The 23,354-nt window shown below is 63.2% G+C and carries 24 protein-coding genes; 8 read left to right on the top strand and 16 right to left on the bottom strand.

Going from position 1 to position 23,354, the window contains the following annotated elements:
- Nucleotides 1–1,332 (top strand): pyruvate dehydrogenase complex dihydrolipoamide acetyltransferase, encoded by a 1,332-nt coding sequence (locus JCM7686_RS05140; protein ID WP_020949800.1) that lies wholly within the window; start codon nt 1–3, stop codon nt 1,330–1,332.
- Between the two features lie 60 nt (nt 1,333–1,392).
- On the opposite strand, the gene JCM7686_RS05135 is transcribed toward JCM7686_RS05140, so the two are convergent.
- The 4 genes from JCM7686_RS05135 to JCM7686_RS05120 form a co-directional block, all read right to left on the bottom strand.
- Nucleotides 1,393–1,689, bottom strand: coding sequence for a putative quinol monooxygenase (locus tag JCM7686_RS05135; protein ID WP_020949799.1), 297 nt, complete (start codon nt 1,687–1,689; stop codon nt 1,393–1,395).
- 78 nt (nt 1,690–1,767) lie between these two features.
- A complete protein-coding gene (locus tag JCM7686_RS05130) occupies nt 1,768–4,824 on the bottom strand; it encodes an efflux RND transporter permease subunit (RefSeq protein ID WP_020949798.1) in 3,057 nt (1,018 codons plus the stop codon).
- Entirely contained in the window at nt 4,821–6,092 is a 1,272-nt protein-coding gene (locus JCM7686_RS05125; RefSeq protein WP_020949797.1) for an efflux RND transporter periplasmic adaptor subunit, read from the bottom strand. The genes JCM7686_RS05130 and JCM7686_RS05125 overlap by 4 nt, the downstream gene beginning before the upstream one ends.
- Nucleotides 6,093–6,152: 60 nt before the next feature.
- Nucleotides 6,153–6,935 carry a division plane positioning ATPase MipZ gene (locus JCM7686_RS05120; protein WP_020949796.1) on the bottom strand — a complete coding sequence of 261 codons (783 nt, stop codon included), beginning with the start codon at nt 6,933–6,935 and terminating at the stop codon, nt 6,153–6,155.
- 336 nt (nt 6,936–7,271) lie between these two features.
- Here JCM7686_RS05120 and JCM7686_RS05115 point away from each other — a divergent pair, with 336 nt between their 5' ends.
- Nucleotides 7,272–7,517, top strand: a complete 246-nt coding sequence (locus JCM7686_RS05115) for a hypothetical protein (protein ID WP_020949795.1) — start codon at nt 7,272–7,274, stop codon at nt 7,515–7,517.
- A 108-nt stretch (nt 7,518–7,625) separates the two neighbouring features.
- On the opposite strand, the gene rpmE is transcribed toward JCM7686_RS05115, so the two are convergent.
- From rpmE to ffh, 9 genes are all read right to left on the bottom strand, one after another.
- Nucleotides 7,626–7,847: a 50S ribosomal protein L31 gene (rpmE, locus tag JCM7686_RS05110; RefSeq protein WP_020949794.1), complete on the bottom strand. Its 222-nt coding sequence runs from the start codon at nt 7,845–7,847 to the stop codon at nt 7,626–7,628.
- Nucleotides 7,848–7,858: 11 nt separating this feature from the next.
- Entirely contained in the window at nt 7,859–8,239 is a 381-nt protein-coding gene (gene rplS, locus JCM7686_RS05105; protein ID WP_020949793.1) for a 50S ribosomal protein L19, read from the bottom strand.
- A 4-nt stretch (nt 8,240–8,243) separates the two neighbouring features.
- Nucleotides 8,244–9,119, bottom strand: a complete 876-nt coding sequence (gene trmD / locus JCM7686_RS05100) for a tRNA (guanosine(37)-N1)-methyltransferase TrmD (protein ID WP_020949792.1) — start codon at nt 9,117–9,119, stop codon at nt 8,244–8,246.
- Nucleotides 9,120–9,134: 15 nt separating this feature from the next.
- Complete coding sequence (locus JCM7686_RS05095; RefSeq protein WP_020949791.1) at nt 9,135–9,479, bottom strand: hypothetical protein; 345 nt, start codon at nt 9,477–9,479, stop codon at nt 9,135–9,137.
- A complete protein-coding gene (gene rimM / locus JCM7686_RS05090) occupies nt 9,479–9,994 on the bottom strand; it encodes a ribosome maturation factor RimM (RefSeq protein WP_020949790.1) in 516 nt (171 codons plus the stop codon). Before rimM ends, JCM7686_RS05095 begins: the two co-directional genes overlap by 1 nt.
- A 4-nt stretch (nt 9,995–9,998) precedes the next feature.
- Complete coding sequence (gene rpsP, locus JCM7686_RS05085; protein ID WP_020949789.1) at nt 9,999–10,361, bottom strand: 30S ribosomal protein S16; 363 nt, start codon at nt 10,359–10,361, stop codon at nt 9,999–10,001.
- Nucleotides 10,362–10,407: 46 nt separating this feature from the next.
- Entirely contained in the window at nt 10,408–10,704 is a 297-nt protein-coding gene (locus JCM7686_RS05080) for a chorismate mutase (RefSeq protein ID WP_020949788.1), read from the bottom strand.
- A gap of 82 nt (nt 10,705–10,786) precedes the next feature.
- Nucleotides 10,787–11,308, bottom strand: coding sequence for a GNAT family N-acetyltransferase (locus tag JCM7686_RS05075; RefSeq protein ID WP_020949787.1), 522 nt, complete (start codon nt 11,306–11,308; stop codon nt 10,787–10,789).
- 3 nt (nt 11,309–11,311) lie between these two features.
- The gene (ffh, locus tag JCM7686_RS05070; protein WP_020949786.1) at nt 11,312–12,811 is read right to left on the bottom strand and encodes a signal recognition particle protein; all 1,500 of its coding nucleotides are present in this window, start codon (nt 12,809–12,811) and stop codon (nt 11,312–11,314) included.
- Between the two features lie 248 nt (nt 12,812–13,059).
- On the opposite strand from ffh, the gene JCM7686_RS05065 reads away from it, so the two are divergent.
- Nucleotides 13,060–13,698, top strand: coding sequence for a LysR substrate-binding domain-containing protein (locus tag JCM7686_RS05065; protein WP_041527141.1), 639 nt, complete (start codon nt 13,060–13,062; stop codon nt 13,696–13,698).
- 197 nt (nt 13,699–13,895) lie between these two features.
- Here the strand turns inward: JCM7686_RS05065 and JCM7686_RS05060 are convergent, their stop codons facing one another.
- Complete coding sequence (locus JCM7686_RS05060; RefSeq protein WP_084621028.1) at nt 13,896–15,941, bottom strand: protein meaA; 2,046 nt, start codon at nt 15,939–15,941, stop codon at nt 13,896–13,898.
- Nucleotides 15,942–16,214: 273 nt separating this feature from the next.
- On the opposite strand from JCM7686_RS05060, the gene ccrA reads away from it, so the two are divergent.
- Nucleotides 16,215–17,504 carry a crotonyl-CoA carboxylase/reductase gene (ccrA, locus tag JCM7686_RS05055; RefSeq protein WP_020949783.1) on the top strand — a complete coding sequence of 430 codons (1,290 nt, stop codon included), beginning with the start codon at nt 16,215–16,217 and terminating at the stop codon, nt 17,502–17,504.
- An 89-nt stretch (nt 17,505–17,593) separates the two neighbouring features.
- Here the strand turns inward: ccrA and JCM7686_RS05050 are convergent, their stop codons facing one another.
- Nucleotides 17,594–18,052 (bottom strand): type II toxin-antitoxin system RatA family toxin, encoded by a 459-nt coding sequence (locus JCM7686_RS05050; protein WP_041527140.1) that lies wholly within the window; start codon nt 18,050–18,052, stop codon nt 17,594–17,596.
- A gap of 57 nt (nt 18,053–18,109) precedes the next feature.
- On the opposite strand from JCM7686_RS05050, the gene JCM7686_RS05045 reads away from it, so the two are divergent.
- Nucleotides 18,110–18,298, top strand: a complete 189-nt coding sequence (locus tag JCM7686_RS05045; RefSeq protein ID WP_020949781.1) for a hypothetical protein — start codon at nt 18,110–18,112, stop codon at nt 18,296–18,298.
- 21 nt (nt 18,299–18,319) lie between these two features.
- Here the strand turns inward: JCM7686_RS05045 and ypfJ are convergent, their stop codons facing one another.
- On the bottom strand, nt 18,320–19,168 hold the full coding sequence (gene ypfJ, locus JCM7686_RS05040; protein WP_020949780.1) for a KPN_02809 family neutral zinc metallopeptidase: 849 nt from the start codon (nt 19,166–19,168) through the stop codon (nt 18,320–18,322).
- A gap of 129 nt (nt 19,169–19,297) precedes the next feature.
- On the opposite strand from ypfJ, the gene JCM7686_RS05035 reads away from it, so the two are divergent.
- The 3 genes from JCM7686_RS05035 to gyrA all read left to right on the top strand — a co-directional run bounded on the left by JCM7686_RS05035 (nt 19,298) and on the right by gyrA (nt 23,327).
- The gene (locus tag JCM7686_RS05035) at nt 19,298–19,894 is read left to right on the top strand and encodes a DedA family protein (protein ID WP_020949779.1); all 597 of its coding nucleotides are present in this window, start codon (nt 19,298–19,300) and stop codon (nt 19,892–19,894) included.
- Nucleotides 19,895–19,946: 52 nt separating this feature from the next.
- A complete protein-coding gene (locus tag JCM7686_RS05030; RefSeq protein ID WP_020949778.1) occupies nt 19,947–20,423 on the top strand; it encodes a disulfide bond formation protein B in 477 nt (158 codons plus the stop codon).
- Nucleotides 20,424–20,567: 144 nt separating this feature from the next.
- Nucleotides 20,568–23,327 carry a DNA gyrase subunit A gene (gyrA, locus tag JCM7686_RS05025; protein WP_020949777.1) on the top strand — a complete coding sequence of 920 codons (2,760 nt, stop codon included), beginning with the start codon at nt 20,568–20,570 and terminating at the stop codon, nt 23,325–23,327.
- Nucleotides 23,328–23,354 lie beyond the last annotated feature (27 nt).

Genomic DNA, 23,354 nt, shown 5'->3' with positions numbered 1-23,354 from the left:
ATGCCTACAGAAATCCTGATGCCCGCGCTTTCTCCGACGATGGAGGAAGGCACGCTGGCGAAATGGCTGGTCAAGGAAGGCGATAGCGTCAAATCCGGCGATATTCTGGCCGAGATCGAAACCGACAAGGCCACGATGGAATTCGAGGCCGTGGACGAGGGCGTGATCGGCAAGCTTCTGGTCGCGGAAGGCGAAGCGGGCGTGAAAGTGAACACGCCCATCGCCGTCCTGCTGGAAGAAGGCGAAAGCGCCGCCGATATCGGCAAGGCAGCGGCTCCGGCTGCGGCTGCACCTGCGGCAGCGGCGGCCCCTGCCCCGGCGGCAGCGGCGGCTCCTGTGGCTGCGGCCCCCGCTGCAACGGCTTCGGCTCCCGCAGCGACGGGCGACAAAGGCGGGCGCGTTTTCGCCTCGCCGCTCGCGCGCCGCATCGCCAAGGAAAAAGGGATCGACCTCGCGGCCATCGCAGGCTCGGGACCGCATGGCCGGATCGTTCTGGCCGATGTGCAGGACGCCAAACCCGGCGCGGCGAAACCCGCAGCTGCCTCGGCTCCGGCAGCTTCCGCCCCGGCTCCGGTTGCGGCAGCTGCCGCCGCAGCGCCGACCGGCGCTTCGGCCGAGACCATCCTCAAGGCCTATGGCGACCGCCAATACGAGGAAGTTCCGCTCGACGGGATGCGCCGCACGATTGCCGCGCGCCTGACCGAGGCCAAGCAGACCATCCCGCATTTCTATCTGCGCCGTTCGGCCAAGCTCGACGAACTCCTGAAGTTCCGCGGCACGCTGAACAAGCAGCTTGAAGCGCGCGGCGTGAAGCTTTCGGTCAATGACTTCATCATCAAGGCCTGCGCCAATGCGCTCCAGCAGGTTCCGGACGCGAATGCGATCTGGGCCGGGGATCGCATCGTCAAGCTCAAGCCCTCGGATGTCGCGGTCGCCGTCGCCATCGAAGGCGGGCTCTTCACCCCGGTTCTGAAGGACGCGCAGCAGAAATCGCTGTCCGCGCTTTCCGCCGAGATGAAGGATCTGGCCAATCGCGCCAAGACCAAGAAGCTCGCGCCCCATGAATATCAGGGCGGCAGCTTCGCCATCTCGAACCTCGGCATGTTCGGGATCGAGAATTTCGACGCGGTCATCAACCCGCCCCATGGCGCGATTTTGGCCGTCGGTGCCGGGATCGAGACCCCGGTCGTCGAAAATGGCGAGATCGTCATTCGCAATGTCATGTCGATGACGCTCTCGGTCGATCACCGCGTGATCGACGGGGCTCTGGGCGCGCAGCTTTTGGATGCGATCGTCAAGAACCTCGAAAACCCGGTGGCGATGCTCGCCTGAGCACCCCCGCCACGCGCATAGGAAAGGGCCCCTCGGGGCCCTTTTTCTTTGGCGCGGATCTTAGGCCGAATCGACCATCCGGCTCATCAGCGTAATGCGGCAGGGCGCGCTCTGATGGGCGTTGATTTGCGGGACAAGCCGGGTGAAATGTTCGGTTGCGCAATGCAGATCGAGCGCCGCCTGATCGGACCATTCCTCGATGAAGATGAAATGACCCGGGTCCTTGTCGTCGATCAGAAGATCATAGGCGATGCACAAAGGCTCGGCCCGCGTCGCCGCGACCAGCTCTCGGTAAAGCGGCAGGACCAGCGGCACGGCCTCGGGGTGGATGAAATCTTCAGCGATCACGCGCAGCATCTTGGCACCTTTCCTCGTTCCCGGATCAATGCGCATCGGCGCGCGGCAAGTTCAAGCCCCGCCACGCCGCAAGCCTCTTCAGGAATGCCCCTCCCCCGAGGGATGGTTGAGCCCGATCCGCCGCGCGAACCAGCCGCCCAGCCGGGTCGATCCGCCATGGATCACCGAGAAAAGCGAGGGCACGAAAAGCATCGACAGCAGCGTTGAGAGCAGCAAGCCCCCGATCACGGCAATCGCCATCGGCGAGCTGAACTCGCTGCCGTCGCCCTTGCCAAGCGCCGAGGGGAGCATCCCCGCCGTCATGGCAATGGTGGTCATAATGATCGGGCGCGCGCGTTTGTGGACGGCGTCCAGAATCGCCTCGCGTTTGGGCACGCCGCGATCAATGCCGCTCAGCGCGAATTCGACCAGCATGATCGCATTCTTGGTCACGATCCCCATCAGCATCAGGAAGCCGATCACCACCGACATCGAGATCGAATTATTGGTCACGAAAAGCGCAAGGATCGCGCCGCCAATCGCCAAAGGCAGCGAGAGGACGATGCTGATCGGGGTGATGAAGTTGTGAAACAGCAGCACCAGCACGACATAGACCAGCAGCACGCCCATCCCCATCGCCTGCGAGAAGGATTGGAAGACCTCGCCCATGATCTCGGCATCGGCGGCGGGTTTGATCTCGACGCCCTCGGGCAGTTTCAAATCCTGCTGAAGCTGGAGCACCTTGGCATTGACCGGGCCCAAGAGCTCACCCTCGGCGAGGTTGGCCGAGACGGTCGTGCTAAAGCGGCGATCATAGCGCCCGATCTGGGTCGCGCCCGCGCCGATCTTGAGATCGGCCACGCTCATCAACGGCACCGGCCCGGCGCGGCCCGGCACGCGCAACGCCTCGAGCCGGGTCAGATCTTCGCGCGAGGCCGCGTCAAGCCGCACGAGGATCGGGATCTGTTTGTCGCCCGCGTTGAACTTGGCCAGATTGGCCTCGGAATCGCCAAGCGTCGCGATGCGCAGCGTGGTCGCGAGATCGGTCGCGGTGACGCCGAGCTGTGCCGCCAGTTCGGGGCGCGGCAGGATCTGGATCTCGGGGCGCAGGAGGCTTGAACTGGAGGTCACGCCCTCCAGCTCGGGCAGCTGGCGCATGGCCTCGACCAGCTGATTGGCGGCCTGCGTGGCGGCCGTGTCGGTTTCGCCCAGAACGGTGATGCTGAAATCGTTCTGGCCGTTCTCGTTTTGGAAGTTGATCCGCATGTCGGGGATCTTCGCCAGATCGGCCTTCAGCTCTTCCTCGATGGCAAAGCTCGAACGGTCGCGCTCTTCCTTCGGGCCGTAATTGACCATGAGCCGGCTGGTGTTCACATTGCCGTCGCCGCCGATGACAAAGATCGAGCGTACTTCGGGCACCTTGAGAATACGCTCGCTGAGCATCCGCGTCGCATCCTGATTTTCCTCGACCGTGGCACCGGGCGGCAGCTCGACCTTGATCTGGCTGCGGCCAACATCTCCGGCGGGGATGAACTCGGTCGGCAGCAGCGTCGCCGAATAGATCGAGCCGATGAAGACGCCGAGCCCGAGCATCAGCGTCAGCCCGCGATGGCGCATCGTCCAGCGCAGAACCGCCATCAACCCGCGCAGCAAAAGCCCGTCGCGCGCTTCGCCATGATGGGCGGTGCCGCGCATCAGATAGGCGCCGAGCATGGGCGTGATGATCCGCGCGACGAGCAGCGAAAACAGCACCGAGACCGCGACCGTCAGGCCGAATTGCTTGAAATATTGCCCCGGAATCCCGCCCATGAAGCCCACGGGCGCAAAGACCGCGACGATGGAAAAGCTGATCGCGATCACGGTCAGGCCAATTTCCTGCGCGGCCTCGACGCTGGCCTCGTAGGGCGGCACGCCCATCTTGATATGGCGGTCGATGTTCTCGATCTCGACGATGGCGTCATCGACCAGAATGCCGGTAACCAGCGTGATCGCAAGCAGGCTGATCCCGTTCAGCGTGAAGCCAAGCCATTGCATGACGAAGAAGGTCGGGATGACCGAGAGCGGCAGCGCCACGGCGGCGATCAGCGTCGCGCGCCAATTGCGCAGGAACAGCAGCACCACGATCACCGCCAGCCCCGCGCCCTCGTAAAGCGTCTTCATCGCGGATTCGTAGCTGTTGCGGGTGTAGGTCGTCGCGTCGTCGATCAGCGAGAGCTGCACATTCGGGTAGCGCTTGGTCAGCTCGGCCAGACGCGCCTTCGAGCCGTCGCCCGCCAGCAGATCGGACTGCCCGCTGGCGCGGTAGACCCCGAAGGCCACCACGGGCTGACCGTCGAGCAGCGCGAAACTGCGCTCTTCGCTGCCGCCGTCGCTGACTGTGCCCAGCTGATCGAGCCGGACCGTCCGCCCGGGGCCGACGACGATCGGGGTCGCGGCCAGCGCCTCGACGCTCAAGGCCGCGCCAAGCGCGCGGATCGAATATTCGCGCCCCGCCAGATTGCCGCGTCCGCCGCCCAGATCAATATTGCGGCTACGCAGCTGGTTCGAGACATCCGCCGCCGTCAGCCCGATCGCCTGCACGCGGTCGGGGTGCAGATCGACATTGATCTGACGATCCGCGCCGCCGATCCGCTTTGCGCTGGCAACGGCGGTGACGGTCGAGAGCTCGCGCGCGATGACGTTATCGACGAAATCGGACAGCTCCTCGATATTCTGCGACGGGTCGCGGACGGCATAGGTCAGCACCGGCATCCCGGTCAGATCAATGCGCTGAATCAGCGGCTCGACGATGGAATCGGGCAGGTCGGCGCGCACTTTGGCGACCGCATCCTTGACGTCATTGACGGCGCGGTCGGTGTTCGTCGCCAGCTCGAATTCGACCGTGATCGAGGCCGAACTGTCGGTCGCCGTCGAGGTGATATGGCGCACCCCGTTGATCGAGGAGATCTCATCCTCGATCGGTTGGATCACCTGCCGGATCAACTCGGCCGGAGCAGCGCCGGGCTGCGCGACCGAAACCGAGACCAGAGGCAGGTCGATATTTGGCATCGCCGTGACCGGGATCTGGCGGAACGAGACCAGCCCGATCAGCACCAGCACGAGGAAAATGGCAATCGGCGGAACAGGATGCCGGATCGACCAGGTCGACATATTCATGGTGCGGTGCCCGTTTTGTCAGAGCCCACCTCAGAACCAGAGCCCGGCTCCAAAGGCACCGCCCGGATGCGGTCACCGCTGCGGAAGAAAGCACCGGCGCGCGCGACCACGACCTCACCGGGCTTGAGCCCCTCAAGGATCGCGCGGCGCCCGTCCCAGATCGCACCGGCCTTGACCGGGCGCAGCTCGATCGTATCGCCGGTGACGACCTGAACGACCTCGCCGGTTTCGGAAATCAGCACCGCAGAGGTCGGCACCGTCAGCTGTTCATCCTGCGCGACCACGATATCGCCGCTGGCAAAAAGCCCCGGACGCAGGCGCGGATCGGGATCGAGCGCGACCCGCACCGTGCCGAGCCGCGTCGTCGCATCGACCGAAGCGGGCAACAGCCGCAGCTTGCCGGTGACCTCGCCCACGCCCGAAATCCGGGCGATGACCGGCACGCCGGGCTGAAGCCGGGGGATCGAGGTTTCAAGCACCTCGGCCGCAAGCTCGACCTCGTCATTGGCAATGATGGTGAACATTGGATCGGCCGAACTGCCCGAGAGCGCGCCGAGCTCGGCATTGCGGGTCGCAACGACGCCCGCAACCGGCGTCGTGATCTGCGTGTAATCGAGATTGAGCCGGGCAATATCGCGCGACGCCTCCGCTTGCGCCAGCGAGCCGCGCGCGACGCTGAGCCCGTCATGCGCCGAGGCCGCATTGGCGCGCGCCGCAGCCTCAGCGGCAATCGCCTGTTCAAGCGAGGCCTGCGAGCTGCTGCCGCTGGCGCGCAGGCGGCGGCTCCGGTCAAGCGCCGTTGCAGCCTCGGTCAAAGAGGCCTCGGCGCTGACGATCTGGCTTTCGGCCTGCTTCACCCCGGCCTCGGTGCGGACATATTCGGCATCGGCCTGTTTGAGCTGCGCCGCGAGCGTCTGATCCTGCAATTGCGCTAGCTTTTGCCCGATCTCGACGTGATCGCCGATATCGGCGAGAAGCGCGGTCACCGCATAGCCGGACACCCGCGGGAAGATCATCACCTCTTGGCGCGCCACCAGCGAGCCCGACAGCGGCACGCGCTCTTGCACCTCGGCCAGACGGGCGGGATCGACGGTCACGGTCGGCAGCTCGGCTGCGGCCTCTGCCTTGGTTTCGGGCGTGGTTTGCGGCGCGGCTGTGGTCTGCTGGGCATCCGGCGCGGTCTGGGCAAAGCCCATGCCCGCCAACGCAACCACGCCAAGAAGCGCCCCGCCAAAGACGCTGCCAAGGCGACCGCTTTTCCTGCCCATCCGGTTCTCCTGCGCTGCACAGCCCGGGAGGACTGGCTTCCTCATCTGTTTGGTCTTGCTTTAGAAATCGACAGCCACGCCCGGCAGTTGCAGCTCGCCGATCAGATCGCGCAGCTCTTGACGGGCCGCGATATTGGACATGCTCAACTGCTCGGTCCCGACATCCTTGAGATCAAGGAGCGTCAGCCCGCGCGGGAAAAGCTCGCGGAAAATCACCCGCTCGGAAAAGCCCGGAGCGACGCGGAACCCGATGCGCTTCGACAGGGTTTCCAGCGCGCCACCGACCTTGCGCTTGTTGTGCATCTGCTGGGTGCCCAGACGGTTGCGCAGGACCAGCCAGTCGATCGGCCCCGCCCCCGCCTGCCCGCGCATCTGCCGCGCCGACCAGACCATCTCGGCATAGATCGAGGGGCCCAGAACCTTGCCCTCGGGCGACATCCGCGCCAGCAGGTCGAAGTCGATGAAGCTGTCATTCATCGGCGTGATCAGCGTATCGGCCAAAGTATGAGCGATCTGGGACAGTTTGGTATGCGAGCCCGGGCAATCGAGCAGGATGAAATCGCAATCCGGCTCAAGCTCGGTCACCGCCTGCGAAATCGGATCGGCCTCGGCGTTGGGATCAATTTCCAGCGTGGCATAGATCGGGGTCGGCAGGCTCAGGCCCTCGCGCGCCATGAAGGCGGTGCGGTTTTCGAGATAGCGGCCAAAGCTGCGCTGGCGCACGTCAAGGTCAAGCGCGCCGACGCGATGCCCCATCCGCGCCAAAGCGGTTGCGACATGCATCGAGGTCGTCGATTTGCCAGAACCGCCCTTTTCGTTTCCGACAACGATGATATGCGCCACGAATCCCCCATGAGCGACCAGAGATCAACGCTGGGACCATAGGGCCCACAGGCCGCGAAGAAAAGCCGCTTCTGGGTGGCCCCGGCCGACATGATTCCTCGCCACCGCCCTGTCATGAAAGGGTTAATCTTCTGGAATGGCTGATTTTTCCGCGCGGGGTCAACTGAGAAGATTTATCTTGATAATCACGATAAGCTATGTCGTAATATAATCATCATGATCAACCGGACCGGGAAGGTAAAATCCGCGGAAAACTGGCCAGTCAGGCCCCGCGCTTTCGCCTCTTCGATCCGCCGCCCAGATGACGAGCCCGGCCCCGCCGGAAAGGAGACCCCCATGATCCCGGCATTGTCCCATCCTCAGGCCTCTTTGACCAAAGCCGCCCCCGAGCAAGAGCGGGATTTCGCCACCATCGCGCTCTCGCGCCATCAAAGCGCACAGGGCCCGGTGCTGCAGCGCTTCCGCGACGGCCGCGTCGAGATCGACAGCGGCAATGGCCCGGTCGTGGGCTACCCCGCGACAACGCCCGCGACGCCGAAACCGCGCTTCGTCTGGCTGCCGCTGTTTGGTGGGTTCCACTAAGCCCGGAACGACCCCGGCGAGAGCTGCCAGCCGCCGCGTCAAAAGCCAATGCGCCAATGAAAAACGCCGCCCCGAAGGGCGGCGTTTCTAAATTCGCGGCGGTCAGGCTCAGAAGCCGAGGCCAGCGTATTTGTTTTTGAACTTCGAGACGCGGCCGCCGGTATCCATCAGGCGCGACGAGCCACCGGTCCAAGCCGGGTGCGAGGTCGGGTCGATGTCGAGCGACATGGTTTCGCCCTCTTTGCCCCAGGTGGTGCGGGTCTGGAAGATCGTGCCATCGGTCATCTTGACGTCGATCATGTGGTAGGCGGGGTGGATATCTTTTTTCATGACGCGATTCCTCAGGCCTGAGCTGCAGCTTTGGGCTTGTAGTTGGAGACTTCTTTGATCCGTGCCGATTTACCGCGACGATCACGCAGGTAGTACAGCTTGGCGCGACGAACGCGGCCACGGCGCACAACGGTGATCGAGTCGACGTTGGTCGAATAGAGCGGGAACACGCGCTCGACGCCTTCGCCGAACGAGATCTTGCGCACGGTGAAGGAAGCACCAATGCCGCCGCCTTTACGCGAGATGACGACGCCTTCGTACATCTGCACGCGCGAGCGGGTGCCTTCGGTCACTTTGTAGCCGACGCGAACGGTGTCGCCAGCTTTGAAATCCGGAATTTCTTTGCCGAGCGCAGCGATCTGCTCGGCTTCGAGTTGGGCGATCAGGTTCATCGCATTAATCCTCTGTTTGCTCGCGGTAGCTCCGCGATTGGTCTGATGCGCCCGAGAGCTGTCGGTCCTTTGTCGGGTCCATACCGGATTTGCGATCCTGATATGCCCGCCACAGGTCGGGGCGGCGTTCCTTGGTCAGCCTTACGGCCTCTTCGCTCCGCCAATTGGCAATAGCCGCGTGATTTCCGGACAGCAAAACCTCCGGGATCGCGCGGCCTTCCCACTGGGCGGGCTTCGTATATTGCGGATGTTCAAGAAGACCGTCGGAAAAGGATTCCTCGGCCAGAGAGTCCTGATTCCCCAACACGCGCGGTATAAGGCGAACTGTCGTATCAATCAAGACCTGAGCGGCGAGCTCGCCGCCGGTCAGGACATAGTCGCCAATGCTGATTTCTTCGATGCCGTAAGCGTCAAGAACCCGCTCGTCGACGCCCTCGAACCGCCCGCAGATCAGCGTGAGGCCGGGGCCCTGCGCCAGTTCGCGGGCGCGGGCCTGCGTCAGCGGCTTGCCGCGCGGCGACATATAGACGATGGGCAGCGCTTGCCCGGTCGCATCGGCGCGTGCGGCCTCGATGGCGCGGGCCATGACATCGGCGCGGATGACCATCCCCGCCCCGCCGCCCGCGGGCGTGTCATCGACATTGCGATGCTTGCCCTCGCCGAATTCGCGCAAAGGATAGGTGCGCAGGTTCCACAGCCCGTCGTTCAGCGCCTTGCCGGTCAGCGACAGGCCAAGAATGCCGGGGAAGGCCTCGGGGAAGAGCGTGATGATCTGCGCGGTCCAGCCGCCCGCGACCTCGCGGTCGGCCAGAAGATCGCGCGGTTGCGCCGACAGCCGGACGCTCAGGCGACCATGGGATTTCGAGCCAGTTTCAGCCATCGGAACGCTTCGGCCTCAGAGTTTTTCAGGATGGCGCAGCAGCGAGCCGGCAACGGTCATCAGCACGCCCAGAATAACCACGGTCAGCGGCACCCAGACCGCAATCGACCAGGGCTTGTCGCCGACGAGCTGGCCGCCGATCCACCACAGGCCCATCGAAAGCGCGCCCGCAATGACCACGCCAATCGCAAGACGGATCGGATCGGGTTGCATCCCGCGAAGCGCAATCCGCGGGATCGCCCCCGCCAGCATGACCGGCGCGAAGACATAGGCATAGGGATCGCTCGCGCCCGACAGCCCCTGAAGCAGAGGCCCGAGCAGCATCAGCAGAATGCCAAACCCTGTCAGGCAGCGCCGCATCAGCCCTCCTCGCCTTCGCTCGCCTCATCCGATTCGGGCGGATCGGCGACGATCCGGCGCGCTGCCAGATCGACCGTCGGCACAAACGCCCGGGTGAATGGCAGCATCATGCCATGAGGGCCGGTAATTTCAAGAATATCGCCCGCGCCGTGATCATAGATCGCCCGCACGCGGCCCAGCAGTTTGCCGCCGGTATCGACGACATCGAGGCCGATCAGATCGGCATGGTAAAATTCATCATCCGGCAGCGACGGCAGAGCGGCTCTGTCCACCCATAGCGTCACGCCTTTCAGCGCCTCGGCCTCTTCGCGCGTCGCGACCCCCGAGAGCGTTGCACCCAATGCGCCCGCGACCGGGCGGGTGAGGCGGACGGTGAAACTCCGTCCGCCATTCTCCGTCCAGAGCGGGCCATAGGTCGCGATATCGGCGGGCTCGGCGCAAAAGCTCTTCAGCCGCACCTCGCCCTGAACGCCAAAGGCGCCCGCAATCGCGCCAACACAGACCCGCTCTGTCATGAGATTACTCTTCTGCCGGAGCGTTGGCCGCAGCTTCACGAGCCGCACGCTTTTCAGCGCGGTCTTTGGCCGCTTTGCCCGGCTCGCCTTTTTTCAGGTTCTGGCGCTCGGTTTTGGCTTTGAGGCCAGCAGCTTCCAGGAAGCGTGCAACGCGGTCGGTCGGCTGGGCGCCCTGAGCGAGCCAGTACTGGACGCGCTCGACGTTCAGCTTGACGCGGTCTTCCGAGTCTTTGGCCAGCAGCGGGTTGTAGGTGCCCAGCTTCTCGAGGAAGCGGCCATCACGCGGCATACGCGAATCGGTCGCGACGACGGCATAGTGCGGACGCTTTTTCGAGCCACCACGGGCCAGACGGATCTTCATTGCCATTGAGGTATCTCCTTTGGATGGCGTGCAGGATGCGCTTTAGCGCACCTTACGATTGATGTTGGATGTGATGCCGGATGACTTCCGAGATCACAAAGTTCAGGAATTTGCGCGCGAATTCCGGGTCGAGATCGGCCTCGCGCGCGAGGCGTTCCAACCGCTCGATCTGGCTCGCCTCACGGGCGGGATCGGACGGAGGAAGATCGTGTTCGGCCTTGAGAAGGCCAACATTCTGGGTGTGCTTGAACCGTTCGGCCAGCGTGAAGATCAAGATCGCATCGAGCCGGTCGATGGATTCGCGATGCTCTCTCAGCAATTCGGCGGCGCGGGAGACAACGTCGGTCATGAACGGCCCTTCTGGCTGGCGGATGGTGCGGCAGAGGCTGCAGCGATCGCGCAGCCCGAAACCGGAGAACAAAACATCGCGCTCATACCAGCACCTTCGGGTGGCGGTAGATCACGCAGGCGTCGCCCCGGACGTTGAACTCGCCCTCGGGCACCGCGCCCAAACGGCGCGCCAGGCTGGCCGAGCGGTGGTTGTCATGGTCAATCAGCGAGATCAGCGGGCCAAATCCCATGACGGAATAGGCATGGTTGCGCGCGGCGCTTGCGGCCTCATAGGCCAGCCCCCTGCCCTCGAAACCGTCATAAAGGTGCCAGCCGAGTTCCGGCTCGGGCCAGTCGAGGTGATGGCCGATGCCGACGCGACCCGCGACCTTGCCGCTGGCCTTGTCCTCGACCATCCACCAGCCGAAGCCGCGCACGACCCAATGGCCGATCCCGGTCATCAGCGAGTTCCACGCCTGCCAAGGCTCCATCGGCCCACCGACGAAGCGCGCCCGATCCGACGTCCCGAACGCGATCACCGCATCGAGATCCGACAAGCGCGGCTCGCGCAGGATCAAGCGTTCGGTTTCGATCACCGGAACATGGACGGAGAGCTCGGCCACGGTTTACTTCTTCTTCCCAAAGAGGCCCGAAAGCCCGCCCGGCAGACCCAGACCGCCAAGCTGCCCGCCAAGACCTTTCGAATCTTGCAGCATCTTGGTGGCTTCCGCCATTTTCTCGGGATCGACATTGCCCATATCCGGCAGGCCCGCGCCTTTGCCTTGCATCGCGCGCATCGCCTGCTTGAGCATGCCGCCCTTGCCCATCTTGCCGATCTTTTTCATCGTATCGGCCATTTGCTTTTGCATTTTCAAAAGCTTGTTGAGCTCAGAGACCTCCATCCCGGCGCCCGCCGCAATCCGCTTCTTGCGGCTCGCTTGCAGCATGTCGGGATTGGCGCGCTCTTTCTTGGTCATCGAGTTGATGAGCGCGATCTGCTGGCGGATGGCCTTATCGTCAAAGCCCGCCGCCTCGGCCTGTTTGGCCATTTTACCCATGCCCGGCATCATCGACATGATGGACTGCATCCCGCCCATCTTCATCATCTGCTCAAGCTGGCTTTTCAGGTCGTTCATATTGAACAGACCTTTCTGGAAGCGCTTCATCATGCGCTCGGCCTGCTCGACCTCGAGCACTTCTTGCGCTTTTTCGACCAGAGCGACGATATCGCCCATGCCGAGAATGCGGCCCGCGATGCGATGCGCGTCAAAGACCTCGATCGCATCCATCTTTTCGCCAAGGCCGACGAAGCGGATCGGCTTGCCGGTCACCGCACGCATGGAAAGCGCCGCACCGCCGCGCCCGTCGCCGTCCATCCGGGTCAGCACGACGCCAGAGATGCCGACCTTTTCGTTGAATTCGGTCGCGACATTCACCGCATCCTGACCGGTCAGACCATCGACCACCAGCAGCGTCTCGCGCGGGTTGGCGACGTCCCGGACGGCCTGAACCTCGTCCATCAGCACTTCGTCGATATGCAGGCGGCCGGCGGTGTCGAGCATATAGACATCATAGCCGCCAAGCGTCGCCTGCTGCTTGGCGCGTTTGGCGATCTGCACGGCATTCTCGCCCGGCACGATCGGCAGCGTATCGACGCCGATCTGGGTGCCGAGAATCGCCAGCTGCTCCATCGCCGCCGGACGGTTGGTGTCGAGCGAGGCCAGAAGCACGCGCTTTTTCTCGCGGTCTTTCAGACGCTTGGCGAGTTTCGCGGTGGTCGTCGTCTTCCCTGAGCCCTGAAGGCCGACCATCAGGATCGGCGCGGGCGGGCTGTCGATGCGCAACGCATCGGGCTCGCCCTCGCCCTGCAGGGTCTTGATCAGCTCGTCATGGACGATCTTGACGACCTGCTGGCCGGGCGTAACCGATTTAGTCACAGCGGCGCCGGTGGCTTTCGAGGTCACGGTCTTGACGAATTGGCGCGCCACCGGCAGCGAGACATCGGCCTCGAGAAGCGCGACACGCACTTCGCGCATTGCGGCGGCAACGTCATCCTCGGACAGAGCGCCCTGCTTCGTCAGCCGGTCGAAGACGCCACCAAGGCGATCGGACAGGTTTTCAAACATCAGCGGCCCTCCTGTGGCGCGGCAAAGCAGTGTTGCCCCCGTGGGCGCAACGCGCTGACGGGGGGCGATCCCCGCCATGACGGGGACCGGAAGGGCAGACCTTCCGGGAAATTATGTTGGGAAATAGGCGAAAGCCGGGCGAAAAGTCAAGGGAGGCTGCGCCAATCTTGCCAGAGCCCGCCCGTTAATCCGATCTTCACGGCTGCTATGCCATGGTCAGGCCAGGAAGAACGACCCGGAATGACAAGATGGTGCCCGCCAGCCCCTGCCGCGAAATCACCATCAATTCAGTGCCGATGGTTGCCGATTACATTATTCCGCTGCTCGGCGGAATAAGCGAAGACCCGCAGGCCGAGGCCTTGCGCCTGACCCTGCGCTATGTCGCGGAAATGACCGTCGCCCCGATCACACCGGGCGCGCCTTGTCTGCATATTCGCGGCGGCCCCCGCCCGATGCTCGACGCGGCCGAGGTGTACGAGCTTGGTCGGCTGCGCTTCGGTCTCTTCGGCTCGGCGAGCTACCTTGGCCGGATGGGAATGCCCGCCTCGATGGCCGATCTTGGCCGCTATGGCTTTGTCACCCATGACCAGCAGCAAAGCCGCACGCCTTGGGAGAAATGGCTGGCCCAGACCCTGCCCGAGCCGCATCGCGCCCTGCGCAGCGATTGCGAGATCACCCATCGCATCGCGATTCACTCTGGGCTTTGCCTTGGCTTCCTGCCCGCCTCGGCGCTGCTTTACTATGCAGATCTGATCGAGATCCCCACGCCAAGCGACGGCTGGGAGGTGAGCATGTGGCTGGTCGTCGATCGCCTGACCCTGCGCGACCCTGTGGTGGCGCGCGCCGCCGAGACGCTTGCCGCGCGGCTTCGCCGGGTCTGGGGGTGAGGATTGGTGGCTTGGCCGCGCCCGCAGCGGATCGCTTGGGTCCGTGGCAAGGTCAGGATGCCTCCGGCGGGGATATTTTTGCATGAAAGACAGCGCCAGAACGAGCGGGCGGCGGCGGGATCTTTCGGCGAGATGCGGCGCTGGGTCTGCGACGCGGAGGATGAGGGAGGGTGTGGCCCTCCCCTGGGGGGCTGCGCTCAGGCGGCCGCTTGATCCTGATCGACCAGCGCCACGATATCCATCATGATGCGGTTGAGCTCGAAATCTTTGGGCGTGTAGACCCGTGCCACCCCCATGGCGCGCAGCTTTTCGGCATCCTCATCGGGGATGATACCGCCGACGACGACGGGGATATGCGAGAGTCCCTCGGCGCGCATCCGGTTCATCGTGTCCTCGATCAGCGGCAGATGCGAGCCCGAGAGGATCGAGAGGCCGACGACATGGGCATCGTCTTCGCGGGCGCGCGCGACGATCTGCTCCGGGGTCAGGCGGATGCCCTCATAGGTGATGTCCATGCCGCAATCGCGGGCGCGGAAAGCGATCTGCTCGGCGCCGTTCGAATGGCCATCGAGGCCCGGCTTGCCGACGAGGAATTTCAGGCGCCGGCCAAGACGTTGGCTGACGGCATCGACCGCTTCGCGGATCGGCTCAAGGCCCTCGGTGCGGTTCGAGGGGCTCGATGAGACGCCGGTCGGGCCGCGATATTCGCCATGGACCGACCGCATGATGCCCGCCCATTCGCCGGTCGTAGCCCCGGCCCGCGCCGCCGCGATCGAGGCGGGCATGACATTGCGTCCCGCCGCCGCATCGTCGCGCAGCTTCTCAAGCGCAGTCGCCACGGCGAGATCATCGCGCTCGGCGCGCCAGGCATTGAGGCGCGAAATCTGTTCGTCCTCGACGCCGGGATCGACGGTCATAATGCCGCCATCGCCCGCGGTGAGCGGCGAGGGCTCGCCCTCGGTCCAGCGGTTGACGCCGACAACGACGGTTTCCTTGGTCTCGATCCGGTTCAGGCGCTCGGCATTCGATTCGACGAGCCGCCCTTTCATATAGTCGATGGCCGCAATCGCGCCGCCCATGCTGTCGAGCAGCTCGAGTTCGGCGCGCGCGCCGTTCTTCAGCTCTTCGACCTTGGCTGCGACCGCCGGGTTGCCGTCGAAGAGATCGCCAAATTCGAGCAGGTCGGTCTCATAGGCGACGATCTGCTGCATCCGCAGCGACCATTGCTGGTCCCAGGGGCGCGGCAGGCCAAGCGCCTCGTTCCAGGCGGGCAGCTGCACCGCGCGGGCGCGGGCGTTTTTCGACAGCGTGACCGCGAGCATTTCCAAAAGAATGCGATAGACGTTGTTTTCGGGCTGCGGCTCGGTCAGGCCAAGCGAGTTCACCTGAACGCCATAGCGGAAGCGGCGGTATTTTTCCTCTTCGATGCCGTAGCGCGCGAGCGTGATCTCGTCCCAAAGCTCGGCGAAGGCCCGCATCTTGCACATTTCGGTGACGAAACGGATGCCCGCATTCACGAAGAAAGAGATCCGCCCGACCATATTCGGGAAGTCCTTTTCCGCGACCTTTTTCTTCAAATCGTCGAGAACCGCGATCCCGGTCGCCAGCGCATAGGCGAGCTCTTGCTCGGGCGTCGCGCCTGCTTCCTGCAAATGGTAGGAGCAGACGTTCATCGGGTTCCATTTCGGCAGATGCTGCTGGGTATAGGCCGCGACATCCGTGATCATGGTCAGCGAGGGCTTGGGCGGGCAGATATAGGTCCCGCGCGAGAGATATTCCTTCACCAGATCGTTCTGCACCGTGCCCTGAAGCTGCCGGACATCGGCGCCCTGCTCTTCGGCGACCGCGATATACAGCGACAAGAGCCAAGGCGCGGTCGCATTGATCGTCATCGAGGTGTTCATCTGCTCAAGCGGGATCTCGTTGAAGAGCGCCCGCATATCGCCGAGATGGCAGACCGGCACGCCGACCTTGCCAACTTCGCCGCGCGCGAGAACATGGTCGCTGTCATAGCCGGTCTGGGTTGGCAGATCGAAGGCGACGGAGAGGCCGGTCTGCCCCTTGGCAAGGTTGCTCCGATAGAGCTCATTCGACTTTTTCGCCGTCGAATGACCCGCATAGGTGCGGAACAGCCAGGGTTTGTCCTTTTCGGCCATCTTCTCTTCTCCTAGCAAGAAAATTGCTGTTTGAGACTTGATAGGGACACATAAGAACCCTGTCAATTCGCCGCAGCGCAGAACCAGACCTCAGTTTGGCCCGATTCCCGCGCGCGATCACGCCTGACCTTCGTCCAATGGACGCAGCATCTGCTGGCTGTTTAGCTCGGCAGGCAGCGGCGAAAGGGTGAAAAGCGGCATCTGCCCGATTTTTAGGCAAATCCCGGCCTCCGGGATAAGCGCAATTAATCACAAAGGTCATATTGTTTCAATAATACGTTCATCGGTGTTGCAATGTTGCGCAGCCGCTTCTAAGTCTGAGCCATTCGCCGATTCTGCAACGCGGCAATGGAGATTGAGATGGCCTTGGACCAACCCACCCCGATTGCGCCCTATGACGCGCCCGAAAAGGATCTTTACGAGATCGGCGAGATGCCGCCGCTCGGATATGTGCCGAAATCGATGTATGCTTGGGCGATCCGCCGCGAGCGTCACGGCGATCCCGACAAGGCGATGCAAATCGAGGTCGTCGAGACCCCGAGCATCGATTCGAACGAGGTTCTGGTTCTCGTGATGGCGGCGGGCGTTAACTACAACGGGATCTGGGCCGGTCTCGGCGTGCCGATCAGCCCCTTCGACGGCCATGGCCAGCCCTATCACATCGCGGGCTCGGATGCTTCGGGCATCGTCTGGGCGGTGGGCGACAAGGTCAAGAACTGGAAAGTGGGCGACGAGGTCGTGATCCACTGCAACCAGGACGATGGCAATGACGAGGAATGCAACGGCGGCGATCCGATGTATTCGCCGACCCAGCGCATCTGGGGCTATGAGACGCCGGACGGCTCGTTCGCGCAATTCACCCGCGTGCAGGCCCAGCAGCTCATGCGTCGCCCGAGCCATCTGACCTGGGAAGAATCGGCCTGCTATACGCTGACGCTCGCCACCGCCTACCGGATGCTCTTTGGCCACGAGCCGCATGAGCTGAAGCCCGGCATGAACGTGCTGGTCTGGGGCGCTTCGGGCGGTCTGGGTTCCTATGCGATCCAGCTCATCAACACCGCCGGGGCCAATGCGATCGGGGTGATCTCGGAAGAGGACAAGCGCGATTTCGTCCTGAGCCTCGGGGCAAAAGGCGTCATCAACCGCAAAGACTTCAAATGCTGGGGCCAGCTTCCGACGGTCAACACGCCGGAATATAAGGACTGGTTCAACGAGGTTCGCCGCTTCGGCAAGGCGATCTGGGACATCACCGGCAAGGGCAACAACGTCGATATCGTCTTTGAACACCCCGGCGAGGCGACCTTCCCAGTCTCGACCTTCGTCTGCAAAAAAGGCGGCATGGTCGTGATCTGCGCGGGCACCACCGGTTTCAACTGCACCTTCGACGTGCGTTACATGTGGATGCACCAGAAGCGCCTGCAGGGCAGCCACTTCGCCCATCTCAAACAGGCGGCCTCGGCCAACAAGCTGATGCTGGAGCGTCGTCTTGACCCCTGCATGTCCGAAGTCTTCCCTTGGGCAGAGATCCCGGATGCGCATATGAAAATGTATAAAAACCAGCACAAGCCGGGGAACATGGCGGTTCTGGTTCAGGCGCCGACCACGGGGCTGCGCACCTTCGAGGATGCGCTGGACGCCGGTCGCCGCTGAGCCAAAGCGGCACGCCTCAGAACGAAGACAGCGCGGAGATCCTCCGCGCTGTTGTCATTTCAGGGCCCTGAGACGCCAAAAAGCCGCGCTCAGGCGTAAAGCTTCTTCGCCCGCTCTTCAAAGGCGCGCACGATCCGGGTCATGGCCTCGCCGAAGACCACGCCGATGACCTTGCCGAGAATCGCATTCTTGAATTCGAAATCGACGAAGAATTCGACCTCAGACCCCTGCCCCGGCGCGAGATCCTTAAAAACCCAGCCACTTTTCAGATATTTGAACGGCCCGTCGAGATATTCGGTATCGATCTTCTTAGCCTCGGGCCACAGCGTCACCCGGCTGCCGAACCGCTCGCGGAAGACTTTGAACGAGATCACCAGATCGGCCTCGATCACCTCGCTGGCCTCTGGGCCGGGACCGGGGCGGCGCGAGCGGATGCGGGCGGCTGAATTCCACGGCAAAAATTGCGGATAGCTTTCAACATCCGCGACAAGATCATACATCTGGGAAGCGCTATAGGGGACGATGCGTCTGTCGCTGTGATGAGGCAAGGTCGTTGTCCGTCTGTCGTCCAAGTTGAATGGAAGAACTAGCAGGAGATCGGGGTCATGAACAACCTCAACTGGTTACTCAGGGCCGTCCAATGGGCGCGAAACCCGCCGAGCGAGAAGCGGGTGATCCTCGTCCTTGTCGTGATCGCGATCTGCCTTGCGATCGTCGGGCTGCAGCATTTCGGCTTCTGGCCGGATTGGGCGACCATGGACCGGCCGCGCGGGATGCGCGCGATCCGGCCCTGATCTGACTCATCGCGCGGCGCGTCACATTCCGGCATTGCCGAAGGTGTTGCAGTCGCTCATCTGGCCCGATTTATAGCCGCGCATCAGCCAGCTTTGGCGGTCGGCAGCCGAGCCATGAGTGAAGCTGTCGGGCATGGGCACGCGCCCGGCCTGCTTCATCAGCACATCATCGCCCACCGCCCCAGCGGCGCGGATGGCGTTCTGGACGTCTCCAGCCTCGACCACGCCAAGCTGCTTGTCGGCGTAATGGGCCCAGACCCCGGCAAAGCAATCGGCCTGCAATTCGGTCAGCACCGATAGATGGTTCGAGGTGGTTTCATCCGAGCGCTGACGCACCGCATTCACCTTGCCAAGAATGCCGATCAGATTCTGGACATGGTGGCCGATTTCATGGCCGATGACATAGGCATAGGCGAAATCTCCGCCCGCCCCCATCTTGTCTTGCATGATGCGGAAGAAATCGGTGTCGAGGTAAAGCTTCTGGTCATTCGGGCAATAGAACGGCCCCATCGCCGCCGAGGCGCCGCCGCAGGCCGATTGCACCACACCCGAGAACAGAACCAGAGTCGGATCGCGGTAGGTCACGCCGGTCTGATCGGGCAGGACCTTGGTCCAGACATCCTCGGTATCGGCCAGCACGACCCGGGCGAATTGGCCGATTTCCTGTTCCTGCTGGGTCAGGGGACGCGACTCGCCGGATTGTGATCCCTGATCGACCGCCCCCACGATGGGCGAAACGTCGATGCCAAAGAAATACCCGACCGCCAACACGACCAACATGCCGACGACGCCGATTCCCCCAGCCCCGCCAGCGCCAATCCCGCGCCGGTCCTCAACATTCCCGCTTTCGCGGCGTCCACGCCATTCCATCGGGCCTGCCCTCCGAGCTTGTTGCCACCGCCAGATTGATCCCAATCCGGATCGTGTTCAACCAATGAGAAGACTTGACAGTTCCCCAGCCAATGGCCAGCAAAGCCTCAGTGAAATCAGGGGGTGGCGATGTTTAACTGGATTCTGTCAACGATTGAACAATGGGGCTATTCCGGCCTGTTCTTTCTGATGGTTCTGGAAAACGTCTTCCCGCCCATCCCGTCCGAGCTGATCGTGCCGCTGGCGGGCTTTCTTGCAGCCAGCGGTCAGATGAATCCGGCGCTGGTGATCCTGATCGGCACCGTCGGCTCGGTGATCGGCACGACCTTCTGGTATTACATCGGTCTCTGGATCGGCGAGGAGCGGCTCAAGCGCTTTGCCGCGCGCCATGGCCGGCTGCTGACGCTCTCGCCATCCGATATCGACAAGGCGCATCGCTGGTTCCTGCGCTACGGCGGCATGGCGGTGTTTATCGGGCGCTTGATCCCGACGCTGCGCACGCTGATCTCGGTACCCGCGGGTTTTGCCCGGATGCCGATCTGGACCTTTCTGTTCTATACCACGCTTGGCAGCCTGATCGGCACCTCGATGCTGGCGGTCGCAGGCTACCTGCTGCAAAGCCAATATGCCTTGGTCGCGGATTGGATCGACCCGATCTCGAAAGCCATCGTCGTGATCGTGGTCGCGGTCTATCTTTACCGCGTCATCACCTGGAAACCCCATTAAGATCACGCAATTGGCACTTGCCGCAGCGCAGGTGCCAGCATAGGCGGACATCATGAGCGGATTGACAAACAGACAATTGGCCGGTGTGGCCGGAGCGGGCTCTGCGGCCCTTTTGCTGGCGGCGTTGACCTTCCAGCATTTCGGTTATGCGCCTTGCGAGCTCTGCATCCTGCAGCGCTGGCCCCATCTTGCGGCGGCTGTGCTTGGCCTTGGCATCTGGGCCTTTGGCTGGAAGCGCGGATTGGCCGTTTTGGGCCTGCTCGCCGCGCTGACCGCCGTGGCCTTCGCGATTTTCCACACCGGGGTCGAGCTGAAGCTCTGGCAGGGGCCGAGCCATTGCTCGGGCGGGATCTCGGGCATGACCACGATGTCGGCAAACGACCTCATGGCCCAGCTGCAAGCCGCGCCGGTGGTGCGGTGCGACGAAGCCGCGTGGAGCCTTTTCGGCATTTCCATGGCGGGCTGGAACGCGATCTGCTCGGCGGTGCTCTCGGGGATCTGGGCCGGGTCGGTCTTCCGCCGCGCCTGAGCCGCGCCTTCCCGGCTTTTTATGGTTTTCTTGGCAGGTTTCGGCGCTTTCCGCGCCGAAATGACCCGGCGCGCCGTCCGCCGCGATTGCACCCAAGGCCGGTGGGCGGTATACCACAGGGCAACTATATCTTGAGGCGATCCTGTGGCTGACACTCCGGAAAACGACAACGACGGCAACACCGAGACCACGGCTGCGGCCCAAGATGGCGGCGAACGTGCGGTGATGGCGCATGATGGTCCGGTGGTGAACATCTCGGATGAGATGCGCACCGCCTACCTCGACTATGCAATGTCGGTCATCGTCAGCCGCGCGATCCCCGATCTGCGCGACGGCCTGAAGCCGGTGCATCGCCGCATCCTCTTCGCGATGCACGAAACCGGCAACACCGCCGACAAGCCCTACCGCAAATCGGCGCGTCCGGTCGGCGACACGATGGGTAAATATCACCCGCATGGCGACGCCTCGATCTATGACGCCTTGGTGCGGATGGCGCAGCCCTTCTCGATGTCGCTGATGCTGCTCGATGGTCAGGGCAACTTCGGCTCGATGGACGGCGACTCGGCGGCAGCCATGCGCTACACCGAAGTCCGGATGCAGAAGGCCGCGAATTTCCTGCTCGCCGATATCGAGAAGGAAACCGTCGAGTTTCAGGACAACTATGACGGCAAGGACCGCGAGCCGACGGTTCTGCCCGCGCGCTTCCCGAACATGCTGGTCAATGGCGCAGGCGGCATCGCCGTCGGCATGGCCACGAACATTCCGCCCCATAACCTCGGCGAGGTTTGCGACGCCGCGCTTGCGCTGATCGAGAACCCGGACCTCTCCTCCGAGCGTATCATGGAGATCGTGCCCGGCCCCGACTTCCCGACCGGCGGCATCATCCTTGGCCGCTCGGGCGTGCGCAAAGCCTATCTTGAAGGGCGCGGCTCGATCATCCTGCGCGCCAAGACCCGGATCGAACAGGGCCGCAATGGCCGCGAGTCGATCATCATCGACGAAGTGCCCTATCAGGTGAACAAGGCGACGATGATCGAAAAGATCGCCGAGCTCGCCAAGGAAAAGCGCATCGAAGGCATTGCCCATGTGCAAGACGAATCCGACCGGGTCGGCGTGCGCGTGGTCATTGACCTCAAGCGCGACGCGACCGCCGAGGTGGTGCTGAACCAGCTCTTCCGCTTCACGCCGATGCAGACGAGCTTTGGCGCGAACATGCTGGCGCTGAACGGCGGCCGCCCCGAGCAGCTGACCCTGCGCGACTTCCTGACGAACTTCATCGCCTTCCGCGAAGAGGTCGTGGCCAAACGCACCGCCTTCGAGCTGCGCAAGGCGCGCGAGCGCAGCCATATCCTCTGCGGTCTCGCGGTTGCGGTCTCGAATGTTGACGAGGTCGTGGCGACAATCCGCGCCTCGGCTGATGCGGCGGAAGCGCGCGAAAAGCTGATGGCGCGGCGCTGGCCCGCCCATGAGATCGTCGATTACCTCAAGCTGATCGACGATCCGAAACATCCGGTCAATGACGACGGCACCTATAACCTGTCGGAAACCCAGGCCCGCGCCATTCTCGAGTTGCGCCTGCAGCGCCTGACCCAGATCGGCGTCAAGGAAGTCACCGACGAGCTGAAAGAGCTGGCCGATTCGATCCGCGAATATCTGGCGATCCTCGCCTCGCGCGAACGGATCATGGCGATCATCTCGGCCGAACTGACCGAAGTGAAAGAGCTCTTCGCCGTTCCCCGCCGCACCGAGATTTCGGATTGGTCGGGCGATATGGACGACGAGGATCTGATCGAGCGCGAGGATATGGTCGTGACGATCACCTCGGGCGGCTATATCAAGCGCACCGCTTTGGCCGAATTCCGCGCACAACGGCGCGGCGGCAAGGGTCTGTCGAGCATGGCGACCAAGGAAGATGACGTGGTCACCACGCTCTTCGTCGCCAACACCCATACCGAGCTTCTGTTCTTCACCACCGATGGCATGGTCTACCGGCTGAAGACCTGGCGTCTGCCGCTGAGCGGACGCACCGCCAAGGGCAAGGCCATCGTCAATATCCTGCCGATTGATCCCGGCGTCTCGATTGCCGCGCTGATGCCGGTGGATGCGCCCGAGCTCGAATGGGACAATTACCAGACGATCTTTGCGACCTCGGAAGGCGATGTCCGCCGCAATGCTCTGTCCGATTTCACCAATGTGAAATCGAACGGCAAGATTGCGATGAAATTGCCTGAAGGGGTCGAGCTGATCGGCGTGCGCATGGCGACCGAAACCGACGATATCATGCTGGTGACCGCGCTTGGCCGCGCCATTCGCTTCCAGACCACCGATGTCCGCGTCTTCAAGGGCCGCGATTCGACCGGGGTGCGCGGCATCCGTCTCGCCAGCGGCGACAAGGTCGTCTCGATGTCGGTCATCCGCCATTTCGAGGCCGATCCCGCCGAACGCGCCGCCTATCTCAAGATGCGCCGTGCGGTTGAAGGCGCGCTTGACGACGGTGCCGAGGCCGATGAGGACGAGGAAAACATCGCCGATGCCGCGATCACCCAAGAGCGTTACGCCGAAATGTCGGCGGCCGAGGATGCGATCTTGACGATCACCTCGCGCGGTCAGGGCAAGATCTCGTCGAGCCATGATTATCCGGTGCGCGGTCGCGGTGGCCAAGGCGTCATGGCCATGGACAAGGCAATGCGCGGCGGGCCCTTGGTCGCCAGCTTCCCGGTCGAGCGTGACGATCAGATCATGCTCGCGACCTCGACCGGTCAATCGATCCGCGTTCCCGTCGATGGCATCAGTTTCCGCTCCCGCTCGGCCGGAGGCGTGCGCGTCTTCAACACCGCCGCCGGGGAAGAGGTGGTTTCGGTTGCCCGGATTGCCGAGAACGGCGAGGATGACGCCGAGGCGTAAGGCCGCATAGGTATTTGGATCAGAGCG

The organism is Paracoccus aminophilus JCM 7686 (genome assembly GCF_000444995.1).
Classification (GTDB): Bacteria; Pseudomonadota; Alphaproteobacteria; order Rhodobacterales; family Rhodobacteraceae; genus Paracoccus; species Paracoccus aminophilus.
Note: the sequence above shows the minus strand (reverse complement) of the source record. Positions and strands in the feature narration are given on the sequence as shown.

Bases quoted from the DNA above. Each gene is read 5' to 3' on its own strand.
- JCM7686_RS05135 (WP_020949799.1), bottom strand. From the start codon at position 1,689: ATGCTGCGCGTGATCGCTGAAGATTTCATCCACCCCGAGGCCGTGCCG.
- rpsP (WP_020949789.1), bottom strand. From the start codon at position 10,361: ATGGCAATGAAGATCCGTCTGGCCCGTGGTGGCTCGAAAAAGCGTCCG.
- rpmE (WP_020949794.1), bottom strand. From the start codon at position 7,847: ATGAAAAAAGATATCCACCCCGCCTACCACATGATCGACGTCAAGATG.
- JCM7686_RS05045 (WP_020949781.1), top strand. From the start codon at position 18,110: ATGAACAACCTCAACTGGTTACTCAGGGCCGTCCAATGGGCGCGAAAC.
- JCM7686_RS05030 (WP_020949778.1), top strand. From the start codon at position 19,947: ATGAGCGGATTGACAAACAGACAATTGGCCGGTGTGGCCGGAGCGGGC.
- JCM7686_RS05065 (WP_041527141.1), top strand. From the start codon at position 13,060: ATGGTGCCCGCCAGCCCCTGCCGCGAAATCACCATCAATTCAGTGCCG.
- trmD (WP_020949792.1), bottom strand. From the start codon at position 9,119: ATGGCTGAAACTGGCTCGAAATCCCATGGTCGCCTGAGCGTCCGGCTG.
- rimM (WP_020949790.1), bottom strand. From the start codon at position 9,994: ATGACAGAGCGGGTCTGTGTTGGCGCGATTGCGGGCGCCTTTGGCGTT.
- JCM7686_RS05125 (WP_020949797.1), bottom strand. From the start codon at position 6,092: ATGGGCAGGAAAAGCGGTCGCCTTGGCAGCGTCTTTGGCGGGGCGCTT.
- JCM7686_RS05080 (WP_020949788.1), bottom strand. From the start codon at position 10,704: ATGACCGACGTTGTCTCCCGCGCCGCCGAATTGCTGAGAGAGCATCGC.
- ypfJ (WP_020949780.1), bottom strand. From the start codon at position 19,168: ATGGAATGGCGTGGACGCCGCGAAAGCGGGAATGTTGAGGACCGGCGC.
- ffh (WP_020949786.1), bottom strand. From the start codon at position 12,811: ATGTTTGAAAACCTGTCCGATCGCCTTGGTGGCGTCTTCGACCGGCTG.
- JCM7686_RS05115 (WP_020949795.1), top strand. From the start codon at position 7,272: ATGATCCCGGCATTGTCCCATCCTCAGGCCTCTTTGACCAAAGCCGCC.
- ccrA (WP_020949783.1), top strand. From the start codon at position 16,215: ATGGCCTTGGACCAACCCACCCCGATTGCGCCCTATGACGCGCCCGAA.
- JCM7686_RS05095 (WP_020949791.1), bottom strand. From the start codon at position 9,479: ATGCGGCGCTGCCTGACAGGGTTTGGCATTCTGCTGATGCTGCTCGGG.
- JCM7686_RS05130 (WP_020949798.1), bottom strand. From the start codon at position 4,824: ATGAATATGTCGACCTGGTCGATCCGGCATCCTGTTCCGCCGATTGCC.
- JCM7686_RS05035 (WP_020949779.1), top strand. From the start codon at position 19,298: ATGTTTAACTGGATTCTGTCAACGATTGAACAATGGGGCTATTCCGGC.
- rplS (WP_020949793.1), bottom strand. From the start codon at position 8,239: ATGAACCTGATCGCCCAACTCGAAGCCGAGCAGATCGCTGCGCTCGGC.
- JCM7686_RS05140 (WP_020949800.1), top strand. From the start codon at position 1: ATGCCTACAGAAATCCTGATGCCCGCGCTTTCTCCGACGATGGAGGAA.